Source organism: Selenomonas sp. FC4001 (genome assembly GCF_000701565.1).
Taxonomy (GTDB): Bacteria; Bacillota; Negativicutes; order Selenomonadales; family Selenomonadaceae; genus Selenomonas_A; species Selenomonas_A ruminantium_B.
This window is the reverse complement of record NZ_KL370793.1, coordinates 100,761-123,791: the sequence shown is the minus strand read 5'-3', so window position 1 is coordinate 123,791 and position 23,031 is coordinate 100,761. Positions and strand designations below refer to the sequence as shown.

Below are 23,031 nucleotides of genomic sequence, written 5' to 3'. Positions count from 1 at the left end.
CGCTTTTCATGGCAGCGACCATTCCACTCTGGAAGAAAAATCTTTATATATGTTGTATTGCATCCTTCATCGTATCCATCGGCATGAGTCAGATGGCTCCGATTTTGCCGCTGTATATTGCTGAGCTCGGCGTCGATAATCCTGCGGATGTGGCCCGTTGGTCCGGGATTGTCTTTGGCTGTAATTTTATCAGCCTGGCCATCTTTTCGCCCATATGGGGCAGGCTTTCGGACCGCTGGGGGAGAAAGCCGATGATTCTGCGTGCCTCCGGCTGGCTGGGGCTCATCATGATTGGTATGGGCTTTGCGCAAAGTGTATGGCATCTGGTGGCGCTGCGCCTATTGCAAGGCTGTCTGAGCGGCTTTCAGGCGGCGGTTATTCCGCTGCTGGCACAGGAAACACCGAAGGACCGGTCAGGCTGGGCCATGGGCATGTTCTTTACCGCACAGGTATCCGGCGGGCTCATGGGGCCTATCTTTGGCGGCTGGCTCAGTGAAATAATTGGCTTCCGCAATTCCTTTCTGCTGATTGGCTCATGCTGCCTGCTGGGCTTTTTGGCATTGACGCAGCTCAGCGAAACAAGACAGCCTGCAGGTGAAAAAGCTGTGGCTGGCGAGTTGCCATCCTTTCGGGAACTGCCACAGTATAACATCATTCTCGGCGTTTTCCTGACGACCGTATTGCTGCACTTCTCCCTGTCCTGTGCCGCACCGATTCTCACGGTCTATGTGCAGGAGATTGCCGGTAACGTCGAACATCTGGCCATTATCTCGGGGGCGATATTCTCGGCCACAGGCCTGGCCAGTATGATATTTGCTTCAAAGCTTGGCCGACTGGCTGACCGCATCGGTTCGGCCCGCATTTTGTTTTCCTGCCTGCTGCTTTCAGGTCTGGTTTCCATCCCGCAGGGCATGGTAACCGCTCCTTGGCAGCTGGGAGTTTTGCGGTTCTTCCATGGCATAGCCATTGCCGGTCTTATGCCATCGACCAATAACCTCATTCGTCAGTTAACTCCGCCGGCGTTGATGGGAAGGATTTTCGGCATCAATCAGTCGGCGCAGTTTATCGGGATGTTCACCGGTGGTTTCTTGGGCGGGCAGTTAGCTGCTAGCATCGGTATCCGCAATCTCTTTCTGCTGGTGGCGGCTTTGCTGCTGTGCAATGCCCTTTGGTGCCGGTTTTTCATTTGCTCCCGGCAGAAATAAATATGAGGCTATAAATTCGTCACTATCGAGTAGGCTGATTTGACGATAACGCCGAATCGTAGTATACTGTTAGAGTTATTAACGAATTTTTCCTCAGACGAGGGTAAATAAGCAAAAGGAGCGAATTTTGCATGTCAGGACATTCCAAATGGGCCAACATTAAACGTAAAAAAGGCGCCAACGACGCCATCCGCGGTCGTATCACCACGAAAATCGGCCGTGAAATCACCATTGCCGTACGCATGGGCGGCGGTGACCCCACGGGCAATATGCGTTTGAAGCTGGCTCTTTCCAAGGCCAAGGCCAACAACATTCCGAAGGACAACATCAACCGCGCTATCCAGAAGGGCCTCGGCGCTTCTGAAGGCAGCAACTACGAAGAACTCACTTACGAAGGTTACGGCCCGGCTGGTACGGCTGTTATGCTCGACATCCTCACGGATAACCGCAACCGTACGGCTGCTGATGTGCGCCACCTGTTCTCCAAGTTCGGCGGCAACCTCGGTCAGGACGGCTGCGTAGGCTGGATGTTCAACAAGAAGGCCATCTTTGTTGTGGAAAAAGAAGTGTTCGACAACGAAGACGAACTCATGGAAATCGTGCTCGAAGCTGGTGCAGATGACATGAAGGACGAAGGCGATGTATTCGAAATCACCGCTGAACCGGATGCTTTTGACGCTATCGAAGCTGCTCTGGCTGAAAAGGGTATCGAAACGGCTTCCGCTGAAATCACCATGGTTCCGGAAAACACCGTAAAACTGTCCGGTGAAGATGCCGAGAAGATGCAGAAGCTCGAAGACGCTCTGGAAGACAACGACGACGTTCAGAACGTGTACAGCAACTACGAAACGGACGAAGACTAAAGCATAAAAAATGGGCTCGTAAGAGCCCATTTTCTGTATCAAGGAAAGGATATTAATGTTAGCACTAGGAATTGACCCCGGTACGGCTATCTGCGGTTTTGGTTTGGTAGAATCCCGCGGCAGCCGTCTTATCCCGATAAAATATGGTTCGGTATTCACCTCGCCCAAGATGCGCATGGAAGACCGGCTGGTCAAGATTTACGACGAACTCGATGCGCTGATGAAGGAATACAAGCCCGATATTATGGGGATTGAAAAACTATTCTTCAACCGCAATGTCACGACGGCCATCCCCGTAGGGCAGGCGCGCGGTGTCGTGCTGCTCGCGGCGGCGAAAAACAATATTCCCATCGTGGAGCGCACGCCGATGCAGATAAAGCAGGATGTGACGGGGTATGGCAAGGCCGATAAGAAGCAGGTCATCTACATGGTGACGAAACTTTTGCACCTGCCGGAGCCGCCCAAGCCTGACGATACTGCCGATGCTTTGGCTGTGGCTATCTGCACGACCTACTGCATGGGCAACGCCGCTTTCCGCAACGGCATCAGGTAAAGGCTTTCATGAGCCAGAGGATGAAATAGGTCAGGCCGCCGGCAATCAGCGGGCCGACAGCTACGCCGTGGAACAGCAGAACGCCTGCCATGGTGCCGATAATCAGGGCGGGAATCACATCCGGCGTGTTTTTCAAGAGCTCAACACCGCCACCGCCGGCAATGGCGGCCAAGAGTCCCGCAACAATGGCGATGATGCCTGCATGGGTGCGGAAGGCATCGAGCATGGTCTGGATGGTGATGGTGCCGTTGGCAATGGGCACGAGAATGGCGGCGGTCAAAATGATGATGCCCCAGTTGAGGCCCTGGGAACCCAGGGCGTTGAGGGCCGTAGTCAGTCCGAGTATTTTCAGCCCGAGTACAATGGCGGTGGCATAGACAACGGTCATATTATGGCCCAGATAACTGAGCAGCAGTACCGCACCTAAAGTAATATATTCGATATACAAATCAATCAGCTCCTTTGTTAAAACACACCTTACTATTATACACGAGAGGGAGAGCTTATGGAAATAAATACTCTGTTTTATTTTTTGACCGCTTCCGTGATACTGACTTTAGCCCCCGGGCCGGACAATATGTACCTGCTGGCCAAGAGCCTTGCGAGCGGTGCCAGAAGTGGTGTGGCTTTAAGTGCAGGACTCGCCAGCGGCATAGTCTTTCATACCACTCTGGTCATTGTGGGGGTAGCGGCACTGTTGCAAAGTTCTCCGCTGGCTTTTACGGTGTTGAAATTTGTGGGGGCAGCCTATCTCCTGTATCTGGCGGGAAAGGCTTTCCGTGAGCACGGCGAACTGCAACTGGGCGAGGCCGGGGAAGGCGCGCCCTATCTTGCCATCTATCGCCGCGGCGTGCTGATGAATGTTTTGAATCCCAAGGTCTTGCTGTTCTTTTTGGCTTTTCTGCCGCAGTTTGTGGATACGGCAAGTGAGCAGGTAGGCTGGCATATCGCCATGCTGGGAGCAGTATTTGCCTTGCAGGCCTTTGCTATCTTTTCATTCATTGCCCTTTGTGCAGGGAGAGTGCGCAGCTTCATTCTGGGCTGCAAAAACATAAATCGTATTCTGGGTATTGTTCAGGGCGTGGTCCTGACGGCTATCGCGCTGGCCATCTTACTGACCTGAATAAGGAATGTCCCCCATAAGGCTGATGTGGAATCAGCTTATGGGGGACATTTTTATGCGAACAAATGCTTATTTTTTCCGTGCATCCAAGGCAATCCAGAGGAGGACGGCCAGAGCTAAAAAGAAGGGATAGAAGAGATAGGGAATGATGCTGAGGCTGGTGATGCCGGCGATGGCCGAGGCAATCAGGAGCTGCGCACCGTAGGGGATGATGCCCTGTGCGATACAGGAACAGGTATCGAGAAGGGAGGCACTTTCACGCGGGGCAATGCCGTACTCCTCGCTGATGTTCTTGGCAATGGGGCCGGCCACCACAATGGCTACGGTATTGTTGGCGGTAGCTACGTCCATCAGGATGGTTAAGAGGCCGATACCTAGACGGCCGCCGCCTTTGCCCTTGAAGTGCTTGCGGATAAAGGCGAGCAGTGCTTCAAAGCCGCCGCCGTCCCGCATGAGGGCGCTGATGGATGCGGCTAGGATGGTGACAATCATGGTTTCAAACATGCCGTTGGTGCCGGTGCCCATGGCGGAAAATGCCTTGGACAGGTCAGTGGTGCCGGTGGCAAGTCCCAGACCAAAGAACAGCACAATGCCTGTGCCTAAAACCAGAAACACATTGCGTCCCATAAGGGCCATAATCAGCACGAGAAAATAGGGCAGAGCCAGCAGCAGGGAGTAGTCAAAATGGCCTAAGTCCGCCGTACCGCCGGAAAGTGCCAGGTAAATGAGCACGACCAGCGTGACCAAGGCTGCGGGCAGGGCCAGCTTAAGGTTGGCATAGAACTTATCCTGCATGCGTGTGCCCTGGGTGCGCGTGGCGGCAATGGTCGTGTCCGAGATAAAGGAGAGGTTGTCGCCGAACATGGCGCCGCCCACCACGGAAGCCACCGTCAGGGGCAGGCCTAGGTCAGCATTCTGGGCCACCGAGGTAGCGATAGGCACAAGAACGGTAATGGTGCCAACGCTGGTGCCCATGGCCATGGAGATTAGGCAGGCAATGAGGAAAAGACCGGGGATGGCAAAGGTTCCCGGTATGAAATTCAGCAGCAGATGGGCGGTGCTTTCCACGCCGCCTGCGGCTTTGGCGATGCCGCTGAAGGCACCGGCCATCAGGAAGATAAAGAGCATGATGGTGATATTCACATCGCCGATACTCTTGGCGCAGAGCTGTATATTATCCACAAAGAGGCGCTTGCGGTTCTGCATAAAGGCCACAATCAAGGCCAGACCGAAGGCCACCACCACGGACATGACATAAAAGCCCATCTGTCCTTCTACCGGTGCGATGTATTCATACCAGATGCCTGCGCCCAGATAGAGCACGAGAAAGACCAGTATGGGCAGCAGCGCGAGAGCACGCGGCTTAGGCTGCGTTGTATTTTGTTCCATAGATTCATCATCCTTTGTCAAGAAATAACTAACTTAACTAGTATAGTGAATATCGTACGGAATTGTCAAATGTATGTTTACAGCTTGACAGTAATTTTTTACTTGCGGGCCGATTAGGCGTATAATAGGTGATGGAAGTAGCGTGAAACTTAATAAAGCGAAAGAAGGAAGTGTACAGCTGTGATTCATGAAATTACGCCGTATAAATTGGATAATGCGTTTTTGCCCGATGCCGAGCCCTGGAAGGATGATATCATCATCTTTGCAAATCAGGATGGCTTGATGGTATCTGGGGAGCCGGGAAAGATGCGTTTTCCCAAGCGTCAGGAAATCCGCTCGAATAAGTACATGTATCAGTATTTGTTTTCGCTGGACGGCCATGGCGTGTACCATGGGGTGGGAAGTCATGTAGAGCCATTGGAGGGCTATGCCTATAAGACGCTGCGAGAAATCCGCTATGAGCTGCAGGGGCCGCAGGAGCTTATGTATGCGGCTTACACAGCGTGGCATCTCATTCGCTGGTATGAGGATAATCATTTTTGCGGCCGCTGCGGCCATCTGATGGCTTATGCGGCTGATGAGCGGGCCTTGGAATGCGATGACTGTGGTCATGTAGTTTATCCCCGCATCAATCCGGCGGTGGTGGTCGGTGTCATCAATGGCGACAGCATTTTGCTGACGAAATATGCCAAACGCAGCATGAGTTTCTATGCCCTGGTGGCAGGCTTTGTGGAAATTGGCGAGACGCTGGAAGAATGTGTGGCCCGTGAGGTCATGGAGGAAACGGGCCTCAAGGTCAAGAATATCCGCTACTATAAATCTCAGCCCTGGGGCAGTGTGCAGGATTTGATTGTCGGCTTTTACTGTGAGGTGGATGGCGATACCACCATCCGCATGGATAAAAGCGAATTAAAAGAGGCCCTGTGGATGAAGCGCGAAGACATCCAGGGCCAGACGGATGATTGGAGTTTGACCAATCACATGATGATGAAGTTCAAGGAAGGAGATATCAGTCTGCTTCGTTAAGTTCTTCCATTTCTATGGCTTCTGCATATTCCTTATTCATCAGGCAGCAGCAGAAGGAGATGAAATTGCATTCCACCAGCAGCGCCTCAATTTTTTCCTGATATTTACCGGCCTGATGCAGGGCCACCAGTTCTCTTAGGTCATCTTTGGTAAAGCCAAAACCAATCGCAGCGCTCAGCGTGGAGCTATCCTCAGCCGATTCCAGAGCTGCCGCCCAGTTGGTACGGTTTTCCGCCTTTGTCATCATAAAACATCCTTTCCTCGTGCTTGTAGAATTATTAGTAACCGGAAAACATGGTAGCATGGCAAGGTTAAAATTCCATAAGAAATAGAAAAAACGACAAGTCATTACAAAAGGCTTGTCGTTTTCACGTTATAGGAGTTGTGCCAGCATATCGCCATAGGTCATGTAGATATGATAATAAAGCAGAAGCAAGGCCAATACCGCCAGATTACTGCCCGTGAAGGTCAGCAGGTAATAGCCGGGCTTGCTGAAGCGGGTCTGCAGGTACGCCTTGAAGGAAATCACGCTGGCCATGGAGGCGATAATCGTGCCCAGACCGCCGATGTTCACGCCCAACAGCAGGGGCGTGTAAGCGGTTGTGTAGTTGGCTAAGAGCACCGTGGCGGGAACATTGCTGAGGAGCTGGCTCAGTAGCAGGGATACCCAGAACTCGTGACCGTTTAACATCTTGGCAGGCCAGCTTTGGAACACTTCGATATGACTGAGGTTTCCCACGCCGATAAATAAGAGGGCAAAGAGCAGCAGCAGTTTGTAATCTGCCTCCTTATAAAGACGGTAATTCAGCAGGGCCAGGGCAGGCACGACGATAACGGCCAGCAGGGAAAAATCCAACAGATGCACCACATGGAGCAGGCAAAGGCTGAACAGCAATAGCAGGGGCAGAATTTTTTGCCAAGGGAGTCGGGCTTCCAGCGCTGCTGGCAGATGTACATCACAGTCCGTCAGCGTATACGTGGCAAGGTAGATGGCCGCGCCGCTGAGCAGGACAATGGGGGCGGTGATGGCTAGAAATTCCAGCGGTTCCAGCCCGTAATGGGAGTAGATAAAGAGATTCTGCGGATTGCCAATCGGCGTGAGCATGCTGCCTAAGTTCGCCGCAATGGTCTGCCAACAGACGGTGGGCACGATAAGGCGGATGCGCCGGGCCTCGGTAAAGACCATAATGGCCAGCGGCACAAAGATAATCAGGGCCACATCATTGGTGATGAACATGGAACTGAAATAGCAGCTGAAGATAAAGAATCGTCCTAATGAACGGCCGGAGGCATTGCCTTTGAACAGCTGTTGAAAAATTGCGGCGAAGAAACCGCTGAGCCGCAGGCCTGCCACAATGCACATCAAGAATAGCAAGAGCCCCAGCAGGGGGATATTGAGCCGCGTCCCGATTTCTGTGAGGCTGGGCGGCGCGATAAAACTGGTAAGCAGGGCAAAAACAAGCGCCACGGTCAAATCCGGATTCTGGCGCAGTTTTTGGTATAGAAACATGGGAATGCTCCTTCCATAATCTGATCAGAGACAAAGTATAGCATATTTCCGTGCATCTTCACAGGGAAAAGTTGGGCTTTGGGTAAAATTTTTGCGGATTGTATGGAAAACAAGCTGGCAGGCAGCAGGAAAAAACATGCAGATAAGCGAAATATCCCCATATAGTTGTGTGGGATAGAGGAGAATGTTATGGAATACAAAATTGGACGCAGTCAGGCAACGCCGGTGGACAATGCCATCAGCCAGGCTTGCCAGACCATGACGCAGGCAAAGTTTGTTTGGTTTACGACGACGGTGGCCGCTTTTGCTGAGACCAGCCAAAAGATGCAGGCACGGTTTCCCCATAGCATTGTCATGGGGACGACTTCGATTGCGGCTTTTTCCAATGAGGGGATCTTTCACGATACCTTGGAAGTGCTGGCGATTGAAAGCGGCATTGAATGTGTGGGAAATGTATTGGAGGAGGCAGACTGCTGCCCGCTCAAGTATGTAGAGCGCGTGCAGGAAGCTGTACGGCAGCTCGGCACCCATCGCGCAGACGATACGATTTGTCTGACCGCGACAAATGGTTTGATTTCCTGCGAGGAATCGGTGCTGGCTGTGCTGAATTCCGTACTGCGAAAAGAACACATTCCTGTCTTTGGCGGTACGGCAGGCGACCGTGGCTTAGCGGAAAAGACTTTGGTTTCCCTGAATGGCAAAGTTTACGACAAGGCTAGTGTATTTGTGCTGCTCCGCAATCTGGGCGGCCGCATCCATCTTTATCGGGAAAATATCTATAAGCCCATCTGCGAGCCCTTGACGGCTACGAAGGTCGATGCGTTTACGCGTAAGGTTATGGCCTATGATGGCAGGCCCGCTTCGGAAATGGAAGCGAAGATGCACGGCCTGACTACTTCACAGATGGACCGGTCATTTTTGGACAGCAATCCGGTAGGGCGCATCATCGGCAAGGATATGTACATTATCGCCAATGACGATATGGATTCCGACCGGCAGACGATGAAGTACCATGCCCGTATTTATGAGAATGACCAGATTGTCATGCTGCAGCCGGACGATTACCGACAGGTCAATCGGGAGACGATGCAGAAAATCAAACAGGACGTGCCCCGTCCGTCATTGTCTATTATGGTAAATTGTCTGGCGCGTACCTTGCTCTTTGAAAGTGAGGGCTATGCAGATGAATTCTTCCGCAGCATGGGAACCGTACTCGGCAATTATATCGGCTGGGGCGGATATGGTGAGCAGATTTATGAGCAGCACTTCAATCAGACCATGATTGCCGCTGTTTTTGAATAAGAGGTGCGTGTTATGGGAATCTTTGATTTCGGCAGAAAAAAAGAGCCTTTTTATAACCAAAGAGCCGCAGAAAAACAGGCGATGAATACGGCGGTACCGAGGCCGACACCGTCAGCACCGGTGCCGGAAACGCAGGCGAATGTGAACCGTCAGATTGCCTATGGCATCGATTATCTTGATGAACGCATGAATGAACTCACGCAGGCTGAAACCGGTATTGCAGAATACGTGCAGAAGATGCAGGAAACCTATGCGGGAATCGGTCAGGTAAATAAGGACTTTACGTACCTGAATGAACATTTTAATAATCTGGAAGAATATGCCCAAAACATTTCCAATATAATGGACACCTCTAGAACCGTGGTCAGTGGTGCGGGCGATGATATCGGTGCACTGTCGGAAAAGATGCAGGAGATAGAAGGAAAGCTGGACGAAATCAACGCAGTATTTCAGGAAGTGGAAGGAAAATTTGCCAATATTAAAAAGATGTCGGAAGGCATTGAAGGCATCGCGACCCGCACGAATCTGCTGTCCCTGAATGCTTCGATTGAGGCTGCGCGAGCTGGTGAGGCAGGCCGCGGCTTCAGTATCGTGGCCGAAAATATCCGCGAACTGGCCGCCTCGACCAAAGAATTGGTGGAAGGGATTGACACGAATATCAATGCGCTGTATCAATCCATTGGTGAAATGAGTCAGGCCATTGAACAGACCCGGCAGAAAACCCTGGAAAATGCCACGTTTGTGGGCAAGGTGCAGGAGAGTTTTGCCGATGTAACCAAGAGCACGGAGAGTGTAGGCGACTACAGTCATCGGATTGTGGATGGTATCCATAAAACCAGCAGTATGATGGACGAAGTAGCCGAAGGCGCAGGCTCCGTAGGCGGTCTGGTCACCACGATGCGCCAGAACATTCACGGCTTAAAAGAGCTAATGAGTGAAAAGAATGTGATTGCCTGCAGTATGATTGACTTCCTGCGGCAAGTTAAATGGCTGCTGGGGAAACAGCGGTAATAGAAGAAAGAACAGAGGGCTGTTGTGCAAAAATGTGCAACAGCCCTCGTTTTACGTTAATTTTTATTGGGGTAACGGCAAATGAGAGGCGGAAATAGGGAATAGGGGCTAAAATGAGATAGGGGGATGAAGATGAATGATATGCAGGCAGTAACATTGCAGTATTATAATGACCATGCTCGTGAATTTGCTGAACAAACTAAATATGTAGATTTTGGAGAGATACAGCAGGAGTTTGTCAAGCTCATTCCAGATGCTGGGCATATTCTGGATTTTGGCTGTGGCGCCGGGCGGGACAGCCGTTACTTCTTATCTCATGGCTATCGGGTAACGGCCTTGGATGGTTCCCATAGCTTGGCTTTGCTGGCAGAGGATTATATTCAGCAAAAGGTCGTCCGGCAGTCGTTTGAAGATTTTTCCGCAATAGATGCCTATGATGGCATATGGGCTTGTGCATCATTGTTGCATTTGCCTTGGGATACGCTGCGGCAAGTGGTATGGAAACTGGCAGCAGCTTTGCATAGCAAAGGGATACTCTATGCTTCGTTTAAGTATGGTAACTTTACTGGCATGCGGCATGGCCGGTACTTTACAGATATGACAGAAGAACGCTGGCAGGCTCTAACAGAAGGTATGACAGCGTGGCATGTTTTGAAGATATGGGTTACAGGGGATGTAAGAGAAGGGCGGTCGGACCAATGGCTGAATATACTGTGCAAAAAACAGTAACGACTATAGGGGAGAAAGCTTCTCCTGTATTTACCGGCGAAACTGGTAGACAGCTCTTTCCCGCTTTGCGCAATCTGATGATTCAGGCGGAGCGTATTGATATTATGGTGGCGTACACCAGAGAATCCGGAGTGCGGTTGATTTTACCTGCATTGCTGGAAGCTGTGAAAAATGGTGCCGCTATCACCCTACTGACTGGGACGAATTTTAATCTTACGGAACCGCAGGCACTGTATCTACTGCGTCATTATCTAGGCGATAAGGTGGAAGTGCGGTTTTATAACGATGAAAGACGCAGTTTTCATCCTAAGGCATATTTTGTTCACCTGAATACCAAAAGCCATTTGTTTATTGGTTCCTCTAACCTTTCAGCTACTGCATTGGAGGATGCTGTGGAGTGGAATTATCGCCTGGACAGTCAGGTTAATCCACAGGAGTATCAGGAATATTACCGGACGTTTCAAACGATCTGCGCTAATCACTCTGTGCTGGTTGATGAGGATAGATTACGTCAGTATGCAAAAAGCTGGCGTAAATCGCCTATCTCCTTAAGCCGGACAGAAACGGTTGGCTCAGTGAAGGTTCAACCGCATGGAGCACAGATTGAGGCACTTTACTATTTGTCTAAGACACGCTCGGAGGGGGCGGATAAGGCACTTATTCATGCGGCTACGGGCATTGGTAAGACTTACTTGGCAGCTTTTGATTCGGCACCTTATGAAAAAGTCCTCTTTATTGCACATCGTGAGGAAATTTTACGCCAGGCCTCTGTTGCTTTCCAACATGTACGCAACTCGGATGATTATGGCTTTTTTACTGGTAAAACAAAGCAAACAGATAAAAAAATAATATTTGCTTCGGTGGAAACGTTGGGGCAGGAAAAATATTTGCACCCGGATTATTTCGCGGCGGATTACTTTGATTACATTGTCATAGATGAATTTCATCATGCAGTGAGCAAACAGTATCAAAATATCCTGCGGTATTTCCAGCCTAAATTCCTGTTGGGGCTGACCGCAACGACTGAACGCTTGGATGGGCGGAATATCTATGCGTTATGTGATTACAATGTACCTTTTGAATTATCCTTGTTTGAGGCGATTAACCGCGGTATGTTGGTGCCTTTTCGCTACTATGGTATATACGATGATACGGATTATAAGTCCCTGAGTCCGGTGGCAGGAACTTATGCTGCCAGCGATTTGAATTGTATCTATTTGGATAATATCCGACGGATGAAAAATATCCTAAGTCATTATCGAAAATATCGTTCGCAACGTGCGCTAGGTTTCTGTGCAACGCGTGAACATGCAGAAAGCATGGCCGATTTTTTTGTAAAACAGGGAATTAAAGCGGCGGCAGTATACAGCAATGCGCAGGGAACATATGCAGAGGAAAGAAGCAAGGCTATAGAACAATTAAATGCAGGCGGCTTGCAGGTGATTTTTGCCGTAGATATGTTTAACGAAGGTATAGATATTCCTGCATTGGATATGGTCATGTTCCTGCGGCCAACGGAATCGCCTACCGTCTTTATGCAGCAGTTTGGCCGTGGCTTGCGGTTATATCCGGGGAAGCAATATTTGGTGGTGCTGGACTTCATTGGCAATTATCATAATGCTGGGCTGGTAAAAGGATTGCTTTGCCGCGAGGAAAGAGCCTCTTACGGAGAACATGATGCGATAGATACGCCAACTAACTGCTATGTTGATTTCGACTTGCGGCTGCTCGATCTCTTTGCACAAATGGAAAAAAGACGGCAGCCTTTGCGGGCGACCATCCGGGAGGAATATTATCGCATCAAACAACTGCTGGGCAGGCGCCCCTCCAGAGTGGAACTCTTTGCCAATATGACGGCGTCTGTATACGAACAATGCCTGAAACACCCCAAGGAAAGTCCGTTCAAGCATTATCTGACCTTTTTGGCAGAGCTCAATGAACTTACGCCTGCAGAGCAAGCACTCCGAGGTACTGTGGCAGAGGAATTCCTGCAGGAAATGGTGAATACGGCAATGACGAAGGTATATAAGATGCCTGTGTTACTAGCGCTGCAGGAGAAGACCCGTCTAAAAGCCAGGATTACCTATGCCGATATATTACCGGTGTGGAAGCAGTTCTTCGCACATGGTCGAAACTGGCAGGATTTGCCGCATGTAGGTAGTTTCCCAGATTATCAAAAGCTCACGGATTCATGGCATTTGACGAAAATCAGAAAAATGCCGGTGCAATATTTGCAAAGTGCTTTTTTGCAAAGCCGGGGTGAGTGGGCTTTGGTATTTTGTGAAGCGATGGAACCATACTTAGACAATGAAGTGGTAGTAAGTCATTTTCAGGACATTGTGGAGTATCGAGCCAAAGATTACTACAGGCGGCGATATCTTATACAAGCAGAATAAAAACGGCAGCGTGCCCGTTGACGATTCAGTCATGGGCACGCTGCCGTTTTTATTCTTTTTTAGATAATGCCACAATGGCATCAATGATGTCTTTTGATTTTTCATCTAAGTGTGGATATTCAGCGATTAAAGAAGATAACCGGCTGTCTGTAGGGATATCCTGTACTTGGGTTGTCTTTAGTGCGTTAGGTTCAAGAGCCTCCGAGGTGGTAGCATAGGCATTGGGGACGAAAAAAGTAATGTCCGTGGCAAGAGCATGGGCTAATAGCTGTAAGTCCTCAGCGGATATACCTGTGGTGTAGCCACGTTCCCAGTTGGAGACTACCTGTGAAGATTTATGAATACGCTGACCAAGCTCTATCTGGGTCAAGCCAAGATATCGACGTCGTTCCTTGATTCTGTCACCGATGGACATGATTTGTATCACCTCTTTATGGTTATTATACAGAATAACCTGTCTTATGAATTCAAACTAACCAAATATTAGAAAATATCGATTAAAACTAGCGAAATCCGTTAATTTATGCTATAATACTAAGATAATGCAATACCTGTGCTTATAAGGGATGATTACAATGCGCATACCTTTTGACAAGTATGAGAGAGTATTACTGATAGATACTTATATGAAGATAAAAGCACGGCCAAAGTCTGAGTGGCAGGCAGAAATCAGGAAATTATCGGATTTATACAGAAAATATGCGGTCCTGCGTGGGATAGAAATTGATGACCAATATCGTAACATGGCAGGAATCAACATGCAGATTCAAGATTGCGTATATATTGCTACCGGCGGGAGGAACGGACTGAGTGGCGGTGCTGCGTGGATGCGCAATTTTATGGAACTTTATGATACAGATCAAGAAGCCTTTCAGTTAATGTTGAGGGAGGCTGAAAAACGTATGGATGTACAAGATGAAATAGAACAGCGATGTGCAGTTGAAATTGACGCGTCAATGTCAACTGATACATTAGAGGTCAATAAAGATGCGAGTGAAGTCAGTTTGGAGGATTTTGTTTGGGATAAGCATGAAACGGCTCAAATGGTGGAGTTGTATTATGCATTGAGAGAGGTGGACGTATCAGAGTGGGACGAGATGATGCGTCAAGAGTGTATGGCTTTAGAAAAATATCATTGGGAGAAGTATAAATCTAAAGCAAGGCAGTTCTTTACAATGACAGACTTGGCTATGAAAATATACGGATTTAAGATGCTGGAAACAGGGCAGGGAATAGAAGGACAGGATTATTCAACACTAGATAAAGAAATATTTCAAATGCGTAAAGAAAATAAGCATGCATTTGAAAATATTATTTACCCTGATAATAAAAAGGAGTTAATGCCTGTAACCATGGAGCGACAATGGGATGATTACGAAATTGCGCGTTTGACATATGAATGTGTTAATTTAAAAGGAAATTCAATAGTCACAATTATTAAGGATTTTCATAAACACTTAAAAAAATATGCGTCAAGTCTTGGTTATGTTATGGATATAACGAGAAGTATGGGCGCAATTAATCGTCATGCTTTGGAAATTGACTATTTGTTAACGGATGGGCATAGAGGGAAAAAAGGTGCTACAAAGTCGGATAAAAATATAGTTTCTATGTATAAATATAGAAATAGAGAATTTGGATTTCTGCTGGAGGAAGCAAATAAAAGATTAGGATATGAGACGGAAGATAATCCTAGAGAGGATATAAATCTTTCTTGGTATGATGAAAATTCAAGTAATATTGAAGAAGTAAAAGAGATTATTTCGGATTATAAAGAAAGTGAAAAATCTGAAATAAAGTCAGAATTTTTAGCGATTAGTAAGTCTGAGAAAGATAATACTGAAGAGAAATATAGAGTAATAATGGAGGAAGAATATCCAAATGGTATAAGGCTTAACAGTAAGTTGGATTTCTTTAGATTTGCAGGCTTATTTAAAGAAAAATATGGTGATGATATAAGTCGAGATATGTTTGTGATGAATATCACAATGATAACATATGAGGATGATGGTAGAAGAAAACTTAAGAATAATCAAGAACAAAATGAATTCATCGATATATTATTAAATGATTTTGAGGCTATATATGCAAAAGGATTTAGTTGCATATATAATTGTTGCGTATTTCCACATTACAAGCATGAAATCGAACATCAAATGCAAATCTATAGTGAAGATGAATTTTGGTCTATTATGAAACGAAGTATGCATAGGTATCATGTGAATGGTTTTGGGCATATTACGCCAAAAGAATTTTCGGCAAATCCAGATGAAGATGTTCGTAGATATATAAGTGATGTTCAAAAAGAAATAACGTATGATGAGTTAGAACAAGATTTGTGGTTTATTCCTATTGATAAAATAAAGCAGGTGGTACGCTCTACACCTTCTATCATTAATACGGCAACGAATACATATATGTCGATTGCAGCATTTCCTATAACCACGGAAGAATTGAATAAAGTCCGTGTTGTAATAAAAAACGCAATCGTAACAGCTCCGGCGCGTCAGTTACAAGCGGAAGAATGCAGGCGACAGATTTATTGTGATAGTGAATGTAAATCTGTAAAAATCAATACGGAAATGTTTTCGACAACCTGTTTTCAGAAAGCTATCGGCTATTTATTGCGTGATGATTTTAATTTTACACCAAAATTTGTCACGCCTAAGAATGTAGAGATGGATACCGGTAAAATGTATCGGGAATTTTGCGATAATCGTGATCAATTTACATTAGAAGAACTAAAAGAATTTTCTAAGGAAATCAATACGCCTATTCGTCATGATATTATTCATGATACTATGGTTAGAATCGATAAAGAAAATTTCGTAAAAGATTCGTTTGTGGTTTTTGATTCGAAGAAAATTGATGCCTTCATAGAAGAAAATATTTGTACAGGCAAATATATGTCATTAAAAAAGATTAGCTCCCTAGTCAGTAATTTTCCCAGTGTTGAGAATTATCGTTGGACAGGTTATTTGTTAGAAAGTTATATCTATAGCTATAGCGAAAAATATGAATTATTGAATAGCTCTTTTTCGGAAAATGATTTTAATGGTGTCATGATAAGACGTGATGCGGGAAAAATCGAATATGATGATATAATCATGGATGTGCTAGTTCATAAAGAATGTAATACAGAAGAAGAAGCATTAAATGAATTAAAGGAAGATGGTTATATCACTAGAGCTAATTACAAAGGCATTAATAGAATCTTGGAAAATGCAAAAATAAAACGTAGTAAACTTAAGGGTGAATGAATTGTATAAATATGTATGGGATAAAGAAACTGGTGGTGTTTTATTGCTTCCAGATCAAGAAAAGATGAGTATGGAGGCAAGGCCTGTATATTATCAAGAACTGGATTTGCTTGGATTTGATAAGCATTATGATTATCCTAGAGATGATGAATCTCCAATAATGTGGGCAGAAAATAACAATTATTTTTATAAGGGTGAGAAAATAGCAAAGACACAAGGTGGATCGTTATATTCAAAGCCAGAATTGATTATATTAGATGCTGGAAATCAAATTAAGCGAGAGTTAGAATCTGTTAATTTGATTTTAATGGTAGAGAAAAATAAGTCAATTTTGGAAAATCTCACACAAGAAACTATAAAAAATGTTTTTAACTATTACAAAAAGTATAAAAGAAAAGTAGATGCCTTTTATGTTGCGTTTAGTGGCGGGAAAGATAGTATAGTTGCAGCGGATATAGTGACTAAATCATTGCCAAATGATAGTTATTTTATATTGTTTGGTGATACGCAGATGGAGTTCGTTGATACATATGATTTAGTCGATTATATGGAGAGAGAATATAAAAGTAAAGGTGTTAAGTTTTATAGAGCTAAATCGGAAATTACTCCACAAGAGAGTTGGAGGTGCTTTGGGCCGCCATCTACGGCTATTAGATGGTGTTGTAGTGTGCATAAAACATCTCCACAATTAAATTTAATTAGAAAAATAATAAAAAAAGATTCTTTTACAGGAATGGCATTTACAGGAGTACGAGCTGAGGAAAGTTTAAAGCGAAGTATGTATGATGATTTGACGGAAGGAAAAAAACATCAAGGACAGTATAGTTGTCATACTATTTTAGATTGGAATTCAGTGGAAGTATTTCTCTATATATATACCAATAATCTTCCTTTAAATAAGGCTTATAAAAAAGGGAGTTCGCGTGCTGGATGTTTAGTGTGTCCTAATTCTACTGGCAAACACGAATATATTAAGCGAGAACTGTATCGAAAAGATGTTGATAAATTTTTATCTATAATAAGTGAAACGAGTGGGAAAAAATATAGTGAAGATGAAATGAAAAAGTTTATAGATAATGGTTTCTGGAGAACAAGAAAAAGTGGTAGAGAATTAAATTTAGGAAAAGATTTATTTGATGTACAAGATAATGCTGGTTCGTTGATTATGAATGTGTATTTGCCAGAATTGTCTTGGTATGAATGGGCAAAAACATTAGGTACTGTAAATCAAGTGTCAAGCAGTGAATATAGAGTATTATTTAAAAATAAGGAATATGTAATATTATGTGAAAAACAATCGGATAAGATGATTTTTAAAATTCCAATGTATGAAAATACGAGGGACTTTATAAAACTAAAATCTCTGTTTAGAAGTGTGATTATTAAAAGTATATATTGTAAGCAATGTGGCATATGTGAAGCGGAATGCAAACTTCATTGTATAGAAATGGGAACAGAAGTAAAAGTTAGTGCAAGATGTGTGCATTGCTTTAAATGTCATGATATACGGGATCATTGCATGTTATATAGTTCTGTAAAAAATAAAAGTATGGAGGGGAAAAAGATGAGCGGACTTGATAGATATTTTACTTTTGGTACGCGAGAAGAATGGGTTGATATTTATTTAAATTACGAAGGTGGGGACGAATTCTGGCTGTCGGATGGTGATGGCATAGTGCAAAATAAGAAGAAGGATGCATTCGTTCATTTTTTGAGAGATGCAAATATGGTGGAATATAAAAGAAGTGCAGATGGAGATAAGTATACGAAAAATATTCCTACTAAATTTACAAAGGAAATATTAAAGATAAAAGATGATTCGGATGTTTTATGGGGATTAATTGTATCAAACTTAGTATATACACCAACTTTTAAATGGGTGATTGATAGACTGAGTTTAGATAGAGCATATTCGCCAGATGAAATGAAAGAAATGTTGGCAGAAGATATGGAGAATGATACCAAGGGGTTGGGAAGAAGAAATGTCGTCGATGCATTGAAAGTTATTCTCGTAAAAACACCGTTAGGTAGTTCTCAAATTTTAGGTTGCGTAGATGCAGATATTAAAATTACTGCATCTGGGAATGAAATACTAAAATTAAATTCCTTTACACGAACTAAATGGGCAAATCCTAGTGACCTTGTTATACTATATTCATTGTATAAGTTTGCTGAAGCATGTGATGGAATGTATCAGTTTTCGTTGGAATCCTTGGTGGATGATACTATTGAACGTGGCGGCATTAGTCCGACTAGAATTTTTGGACTTGACCGTGAGACTATGATTCCAATATTAAATGGACTTAGTGCAAATTATCCGGCATTTATCTCTGCTACATTCACTTTGGACTTGGATCAAATAACATTGCGTAGTGAGAAAAAAGCTGAGGATGTATTAGAATTGTTATAATGGGATTGGAGAAGAATTATGGGAGAAAATAAAACATATAAAGATTATTTCTCAATAGATGAGAATTTTTATCCTGCGATTACGGCAAAATTAATTGAAGAAGGAAAGGTTTCTTGGAAGAACTATTATCCTCATGAAAGTTTTATTAATTTGTTGGAAAATACGCACGCGGTATTATCAGGTAAACAGAATCTTTCCCTTTGGGTTGAAGGTGCATATGGTACGGGTAAATCTCATGCTGCACTGACGGTGAAATCACTTTTAGAAGCTTCTGATGATGAAGTGAAAGCATATTTTGATGATTATGGATTAAAAAAAGAATTATGCGATAAAATAATTGCCGATAAAAATAATGGTAATATGATTACCATACATCGTGTTGGTTCTTCGTCCATACATTCAGATAATGATTTAATCATAGCGATTCAGGAAAGTATTCTTGCTGCATTAGATAAGCATGACATTAAAAATCATGGTGAATCTTCCTTGCGTATCGCAGCCTTGAATTGGTTAGAAGAGAAAGAAGCCAATAAGGTTTATTTTGCTAGCTTGATAGCGGATGAAAAATACGCATGGAAATTTCCAGATAAAAATATCGATAACATCATTGCCAATTTAAAAGAAAATAATCCTGCTAAAGTAATGGATTTGATGCGGAATCTATTGGAAGTGGCACGTGATAATAATATTGTTGCTATGCGATTATCGGCAGAAGATATGGCAAATTGGATTCGCACAATTATCCGTGAAAATCATCTTAGTGCGATTCTCTTCATCTGGGATGAGTTTACGGAGTATTTCCATAACAACCGTAATGCATTGACTGGTTTCCAAACCTTGGTACAGGTGAGTCAGGATTCAAATTTCTTCTTTATGATTGTGTCGCATGAATCAACTTCGTTGTTTGCTAGTTCGGAGGATGCGAAGAAGATTCTTGGCCGGTTTGTGCCGCCTATAAAAATTGAATTGCCAGAAAATATGGCTTTCCGCTTAATGGCGCAGGCGATGAAGAAAACGGATAATCCAGCTCTTAAGGAAGAATGGCAAGAATTTGCCAATGATCTAAATGAACAGCTGATTACGGTTCGCCAAGTGATTGTCAATGATGCGAAGAAGCATAGCATGGGGAGTAAAACATTTCTTAAAGATGAAGATTTGTGTAGAATAATTCCCATTCATCCTTATGCAGCTTTGTTGCTTAAGCATATTTCTGTGGTATTTGCATCCAATCAGCGCAGCATGTTCGATTTTATTCTGAGTAATGATATGAATGCGAAGAGTTTCAAGTGGTTTATTGACAGCGTTGGGCCACTTTCTAATCATAATTTGCTTACTGTAGATATGTTGTGGGACTTCTTCTGTGTTCAGGGGAAAAGTGGTTTGACGGATTCGGTAAGAACAATCCTTGGAGCCTATAATATTGTTGATAATGATCGCTTTGACGAAAATGAGAAACGTGTATTCAAAGTTATACTGTTATTGCAATCGATTTCGAATCGTGTAGGCAATGTGGAATTGTTGAAACCTAATGATCAGAATGTTGATTTAGCATTTTTAGGGGTGACAGGATGGCCAGAGTACAAAGGGCATGCCATTGCAGATGCCTTGGAGAAGAAGCAGGTCCTGTTTAAGCGTCCTGCTGGCAATCGTACTGAATATGTTGTGGCGCTGAATCAGAATGATAATAATGAAATCGATCAGCTCAAAGAAGAAATCCGTAAAGAGAAGAAAACTAAGAATTTAGTTCTTGATGCAACGCTTCCAACAGCTTTGAAATTACCTAAGGCTTTGGAAGCACGATTAGAAGTATCTCCTGCAACTGTTGATGATTTTACCAATATAATAAATGGCATATCACGACAGGATTGGAAGTATAAATTCCCAGTTGTATTAACCTTTGCTAAGAATGAGGCGGAATCTATTAGAATTCGCGAATCCATAGAGCAAAGTATCAAGAAAGATGAATATAGCAATATAATATTCATTGATGCTTCCAGTAACATCATGGGAGAGGAAAACTTCACGGATTATGTTACTTCGTCCGCTTATGCTAAATACTATTTAAAGAAAGATGGCAATCAGGCGAAAGGATTCACAAAACAGGCGAATGATAAACTGGATGAATGGAAGTCTTCGGTTGAGAATGGTTCTTTCACATTATACAATAAGGAAAACATTAGCGGTTTCCGTTGTGCGAACAAAACGGTCTTGGTTGATGAACTGAAAGCTATGAATCTGCGTGTTTATCCATATGCTTTGGAGCAGAATGAAGTAGTAGATCAGATGTTTACAAAAGGGCCTTTGGCAATGGGGGCAGAATGTGGTATCAATCAGGAATTGAAAGGTGCATTCAATGCTTCAAATAAAAGATTTAGTTTGGAAAATGTTGTAAATGGTGCTTGGCATGTAGATAAGTACTGGGAAGATCCGATGAAGCAATCATTGCCGTTAGTAAAGGCAAAATTGGCAATTGAAGCTATGATTGAGAAGAAATTCAAGGAAGATGGCAGAATCAGTATCCTTTATATGTTCGAGGAATTGCGCAAACCTAAATTTGGTTATATGCCATGCAATATCACAGCTTTTATAATGGGGTTCCTATTAAAAGAATATACACAAGGGGATTTCTTTTGGAGCAATGGCTTGACCAGCACACCTATGACTGTGGAAAAAATGAAGAGCATGATTGCTAATGGAATCAATCAAGCCGTAGTAGAAAATAAGAAGTACAAAGAAGAATTCCTGGTAGCCATGAGTGCTGAACAGAGTGCTTTCTTAAAGGCTACTGCCAAAATTTATCGTATCGATCCGGAATGTTGTGGTTCGATAGAGCAGGCTCGTGACCGTATTCGTTTGGAATTACGTAAAATGCCATTTCCTTTATGGTGCGTAAAGTATGCTCTGGATAAGCAGGATAAGTTAGTGACAAAGTTGACCGTTGTTGAAGAAGCTATCGATTTGTATTGTGGTTTAGCAAATAACGGTAACATGGGGGGCCGGGATGAAAGTGCTATCGCGAATGATTTGGGACGTATGTTCCTGGATAACACGGTTCTGACTGATGATTTAGCAAGCCTAGTGAATGCGGATATGTGCCATGAAGGTATGCTTGCCTTTATTGCGCAGTACCATAATGGTGAACTGGTTAAGTTGGCACAGGATATCGGAGATAATGGCCGCTACATTGATCAGGTAAAGAAAAAGTTTAATGCAGATGCTGCTAATTGGGTATGGGATGTAATTACTGCGGAGGAGAAAATAAATCGTGTCATCCTCGAGTATAAGATTGTTCAGGAGAGTAATCTTAGCTTGCCCAAGAGTTCAAAACTTGGAGAAGCTGTTACCCAGTGGAATGCTCGTACGCACAAATTGCATATTTCAGCTGAATCATTAGCAGAGATACGCGGTGAACTGAAACCATTTATCGAAATGCTCTATAAGATGAAAAAAACAGGTACTTTGTTAGAGCAAGAAAAGGAGCAGTTCTATGAGGTGTTAACAACATCTCGTAATTTGTTCGATGAAATGTATGATAGGCAGTTTGAAAGTTTTAAAGAAATTGCCAGAGTTCCATTGCAAGAATTGTCTGATGATGATGCAAAACAAATATATACATCTTTGATAGATGGTCTATTCACATATTCGAAATCCGATTATTACAGTTATGTGGAAGGTAAAGTCAAAGAATATTTGGCATCGCAAGCTAAGTTAAAGATGCGCAAAATATGGGAAGAGAAAACTGGGACAAAGAATCCTAAGGACTGGTCAAATCGGTATCAGACGCCAATTTTGTGTATGTTTGATGATGATGATCGTCAAAAATTTAGAATGTATTTCAATGTCCTCAATAGTGATTCACCCAAGGATGAAGATGTTAAACGCACAATAGACTTTATAGCGGATAATGCTAATGTGAATATATTTGAGCGACTGAGTAACGAGCAAGAGCGTGATAAATGTTTTATCGAAGGCGTTGTCGGAGATTATGCTGTTGTTTTAGGAAGTGCGAATGAAATCCGTGCCTATTTGCAACAAAATGCGAAAACCTCTCCTTATCATTGGTTTGAAGATAAGAGTGTATCACATTTGCTCGAAAAACATGCTAGTGAGATCTATACAGATGAACGCTGCATAGAAGCTATAGAGATGGTAGAAAATTTAAATCCAGAGGAATTAAAGTATTACTTGCGTGAATTGATAACGGATAATTTGGCGGTAGGAATTCAAATATTAAAGGGCAAGGAAAAATAATTA

Annotated in this window: 17 protein-coding genes; 12 read left to right on the top strand and 5 right to left on the bottom strand. The window is 43.9% G+C overall.

The window, feature by feature from the left end:
* The first annotated feature begins 8 nt into the window (after nucleotides 1-8).
* The 3 genes from T320_RS10285 to ruvC all read left to right on the top strand — a co-directional run bounded on the left by T320_RS10285 (nucleotide 9) and on the right by ruvC (nucleotide 2,621).
* Nucleotides 9-1,205, top strand: a complete 1,197-nt coding sequence (locus tag T320_RS10285) for an MFS transporter (RefSeq protein ID WP_231465886.1) — start codon at nucleotides 9-11, stop codon at nucleotides 1,203-1,205.
* 131 nt (nucleotides 1,206-1,336) lie between these two features.
* A complete protein-coding gene (locus tag T320_RS10280) occupies nucleotides 1,337-2,068 on the top strand; it encodes a YebC/PmpR family DNA-binding transcriptional regulator (protein ID WP_014424194.1) in 732 nt (243 codons plus the stop codon).
* Between the two features lie 55 nt (nucleotides 2,069-2,123).
* Nucleotides 2,124-2,621 carry a crossover junction endodeoxyribonuclease RuvC gene (gene ruvC, locus T320_RS10275; RefSeq protein WP_037355522.1) on the top strand — a complete coding sequence of 166 codons (498 nt, stop codon included), beginning with the start codon at nucleotides 2,124-2,126 and terminating at the stop codon, nucleotides 2,619-2,621.
* Here ruvC and T320_RS10270 read toward each other — a convergent pair.
* A complete protein-coding gene (locus T320_RS10270) occupies nucleotides 2,614-3,069 on the bottom strand; it encodes a DUF441 domain-containing protein (RefSeq protein WP_026760992.1) in 456 nt (151 codons plus the stop codon). The genes ruvC and T320_RS10270 overlap by 8 nt on opposite strands.
* A gap of 57 nt (nucleotides 3,070-3,126) precedes the next feature.
* On the opposite strand from T320_RS10270, the gene T320_RS10265 reads away from it, so the two are divergent.
* Entirely contained in the window at nucleotides 3,127-3,744 is a 618-nt protein-coding gene (locus T320_RS10265; protein WP_037355520.1) for a LysE family translocator, read from the top strand.
* 69 nt (nucleotides 3,745-3,813) lie between these two features.
* Here T320_RS10265 and T320_RS10260 read toward each other — a convergent pair whose 3' ends face one another.
* Nucleotides 3,814-5,133: a Na+/H+ antiporter NhaC family protein gene (locus T320_RS10260; RefSeq protein ID WP_037355517.1), complete on the bottom strand. Its 1,320-nt coding sequence runs from the start codon at nucleotides 5,131-5,133 to the stop codon at nucleotides 3,814-3,816.
* Between the two features lie 180 nt (nucleotides 5,134-5,313).
* On the opposite strand from T320_RS10260, the gene nudC reads away from it, so the two are divergent.
* The gene (nudC, locus tag T320_RS10255) at nucleotides 5,314-6,159 is read left to right on the top strand and encodes an NAD(+) diphosphatase (protein ID WP_037355515.1); all 846 of its coding nucleotides are present in this window, start codon (nucleotides 5,314-5,316) and stop codon (nucleotides 6,157-6,159) included.
* On the opposite strand, the gene T320_RS10250 is transcribed toward nudC, so the two are convergent.
* Complete coding sequence (locus T320_RS10250; protein WP_143035107.1) at nucleotides 6,143-6,406, bottom strand: hypothetical protein; 264 nt, start codon at nucleotides 6,404-6,406, stop codon at nucleotides 6,143-6,145. The genes nudC and T320_RS10250 overlap by 17 nt on opposite strands.
* A gap of 126 nt (nucleotides 6,407-6,532) precedes the next feature.
* Nucleotides 6,533-7,669, bottom strand: coding sequence for an SLC13 family permease (locus tag T320_RS10245; RefSeq protein ID WP_051608722.1), 1,137 nt, complete (start codon nucleotides 7,667-7,669; stop codon nucleotides 6,533-6,535).
* 189 nt (nucleotides 7,670-7,858) lie between these two features.
* Here T320_RS10245 and T320_RS10240 point away from each other — a divergent pair, with 189 nt between their 5' ends.
* From T320_RS10240 to T320_RS10225, 4 genes are all read left to right on the top strand, one after another.
* Nucleotides 7,859-8,971 (top strand): FIST signal transduction protein, encoded by a 1,113-nt coding sequence (locus T320_RS10240; RefSeq protein WP_037355513.1) that lies wholly within the window; start codon nucleotides 7,859-7,861, stop codon nucleotides 8,969-8,971.
* Nucleotides 8,972-8,983: 12 nt separating this feature from the next.
* The gene (locus T320_RS10235; protein ID WP_037355512.1) at nucleotides 8,984-9,982 is read left to right on the top strand and encodes a methyl-accepting chemotaxis protein; all 999 of its coding nucleotides are present in this window, start codon (nucleotides 8,984-8,986) and stop codon (nucleotides 9,980-9,982) included.
* Between the two features lie 132 nt (nucleotides 9,983-10,114).
* Nucleotides 10,115-10,711, top strand: a complete 597-nt coding sequence (locus T320_RS10230) for a class I SAM-dependent methyltransferase (protein WP_037355511.1) — start codon at nucleotides 10,115-10,117, stop codon at nucleotides 10,709-10,711.
* Nucleotides 10,624-13,107: a DEAD/DEAH box helicase family protein gene (locus T320_RS10225; RefSeq protein WP_197019421.1), complete on the top strand. Its 2,484-nt coding sequence runs from the start codon at nucleotides 10,624-10,626 to the stop codon at nucleotides 13,105-13,107. The genes T320_RS10230 and T320_RS10225 overlap by 88 nt, the downstream gene beginning before the upstream one ends.
* Nucleotides 13,108-13,156: 49 nt before the next feature.
* Here the strand turns inward: T320_RS10225 and T320_RS10220 are convergent, their stop codons facing one another.
* Nucleotides 13,157-13,522: a helix-turn-helix domain-containing protein gene (locus tag T320_RS10220; RefSeq protein WP_037355509.1), complete on the bottom strand. Its 366-nt coding sequence runs from the start codon at nucleotides 13,520-13,522 to the stop codon at nucleotides 13,157-13,159.
* 211 nt (nucleotides 13,523-13,733) lie between these two features.
* On the opposite strand from T320_RS10220, the gene T320_RS10215 reads away from it, so the two are divergent.
* Genes T320_RS10215 through T320_RS10205 form a run of 3 tightly spaced genes read left to right on the top strand, consistent with a single transcriptional unit; the run spans nucleotide 13,734 to nucleotide 23,028 of the window.
* Nucleotides 13,734-16,367, top strand: a complete 2,634-nt coding sequence (locus T320_RS10215) for a hypothetical protein (RefSeq protein ID WP_197019420.1) — start codon at nucleotides 13,734-13,736, stop codon at nucleotides 16,365-16,367.
* Nucleotides 16,360-18,777 carry a phosphoadenosine phosphosulfate reductase domain-containing protein gene (locus tag T320_RS10210; RefSeq protein ID WP_197019419.1) on the top strand — a complete coding sequence of 806 codons (2,418 nt, stop codon included), beginning with the start codon at nucleotides 16,360-16,362 and terminating at the stop codon, nucleotides 18,775-18,777. Before T320_RS10215 ends, T320_RS10210 begins: the two co-directional genes overlap by 8 nt.
* Nucleotides 18,778-18,795: 18 nt before the next feature.
* On the top strand, nucleotides 18,796-23,028 hold the full coding sequence (locus T320_RS10205) for a hypothetical protein (protein WP_037355507.1): 4,233 nt from the start codon (nucleotides 18,796-18,798) through the stop codon (nucleotides 23,026-23,028).
* Nucleotides 23,029-23,031: the final 3 nt, after the last annotated feature.

Bases quoted from the DNA above. Each gene is read 5' to 3' on its own strand.
- T320_RS10220 (WP_037355509.1), bottom strand. From the start codon at position 13,522: ATGTCCATCGGTGACAGAATCAAGGAACGACGTCGATATCTTGGCTTG.
- ruvC (WP_037355522.1), top strand. From the start codon at position 2,124: ATGTTAGCACTAGGAATTGACCCCGGTACGGCTATCTGCGGTTTTGGT.
- T320_RS10235 (WP_037355512.1), top strand. From the start codon at position 8,984: ATGGGAATCTTTGATTTCGGCAGAAAAAAAGAGCCTTTTTATAACCAA.
- T320_RS10215 (WP_197019420.1), top strand. From the start codon at position 13,734: ATGAAGATAAAAGCACGGCCAAAGTCTGAGTGGCAGGCAGAAATCAGG.
- T320_RS10245 (WP_051608722.1), bottom strand. From the start codon at position 7,669: ATGTTTCTATACCAAAAACTGCGCCAGAATCCGGATTTGACCGTGGCG.
- T320_RS10285 (WP_231465886.1), top strand. From the start codon at position 9: ATGGCAGCGACCATTCCACTCTGGAAGAAAAATCTTTATATATGTTGT.
- T320_RS10240 (WP_037355513.1), top strand. From the start codon at position 7,859: ATGGAATACAAAATTGGACGCAGTCAGGCAACGCCGGTGGACAATGCC.
- T320_RS10265 (WP_037355520.1), top strand. From the start codon at position 3,127: ATGGAAATAAATACTCTGTTTTATTTTTTGACCGCTTCCGTGATACTG.
- T320_RS10250 (WP_143035107.1), bottom strand. From the start codon at position 6,406: ATGATGACAAAGGCGGAAAACCGTACCAACTGGGCGGCAGCTCTGGAA.
- T320_RS10260 (WP_037355517.1), bottom strand. From the start codon at position 5,133: ATGGAACAAAATACAACGCAGCCTAAGCCGCGTGCTCTCGCGCTGCTG.
- T320_RS10205 (WP_037355507.1), top strand. From the start codon at position 18,796: ATGGGAGAAAATAAAACATATAAAGATTATTTCTCAATAGATGAGAAT.
- T320_RS10280 (WP_014424194.1), top strand. From the start codon at position 1,337: ATGTCAGGACATTCCAAATGGGCCAACATTAAACGTAAAAAAGGCGCC.
- T320_RS10230 (WP_037355511.1), top strand. From the start codon at position 10,115: ATGAATGATATGCAGGCAGTAACATTGCAGTATTATAATGACCATGCT.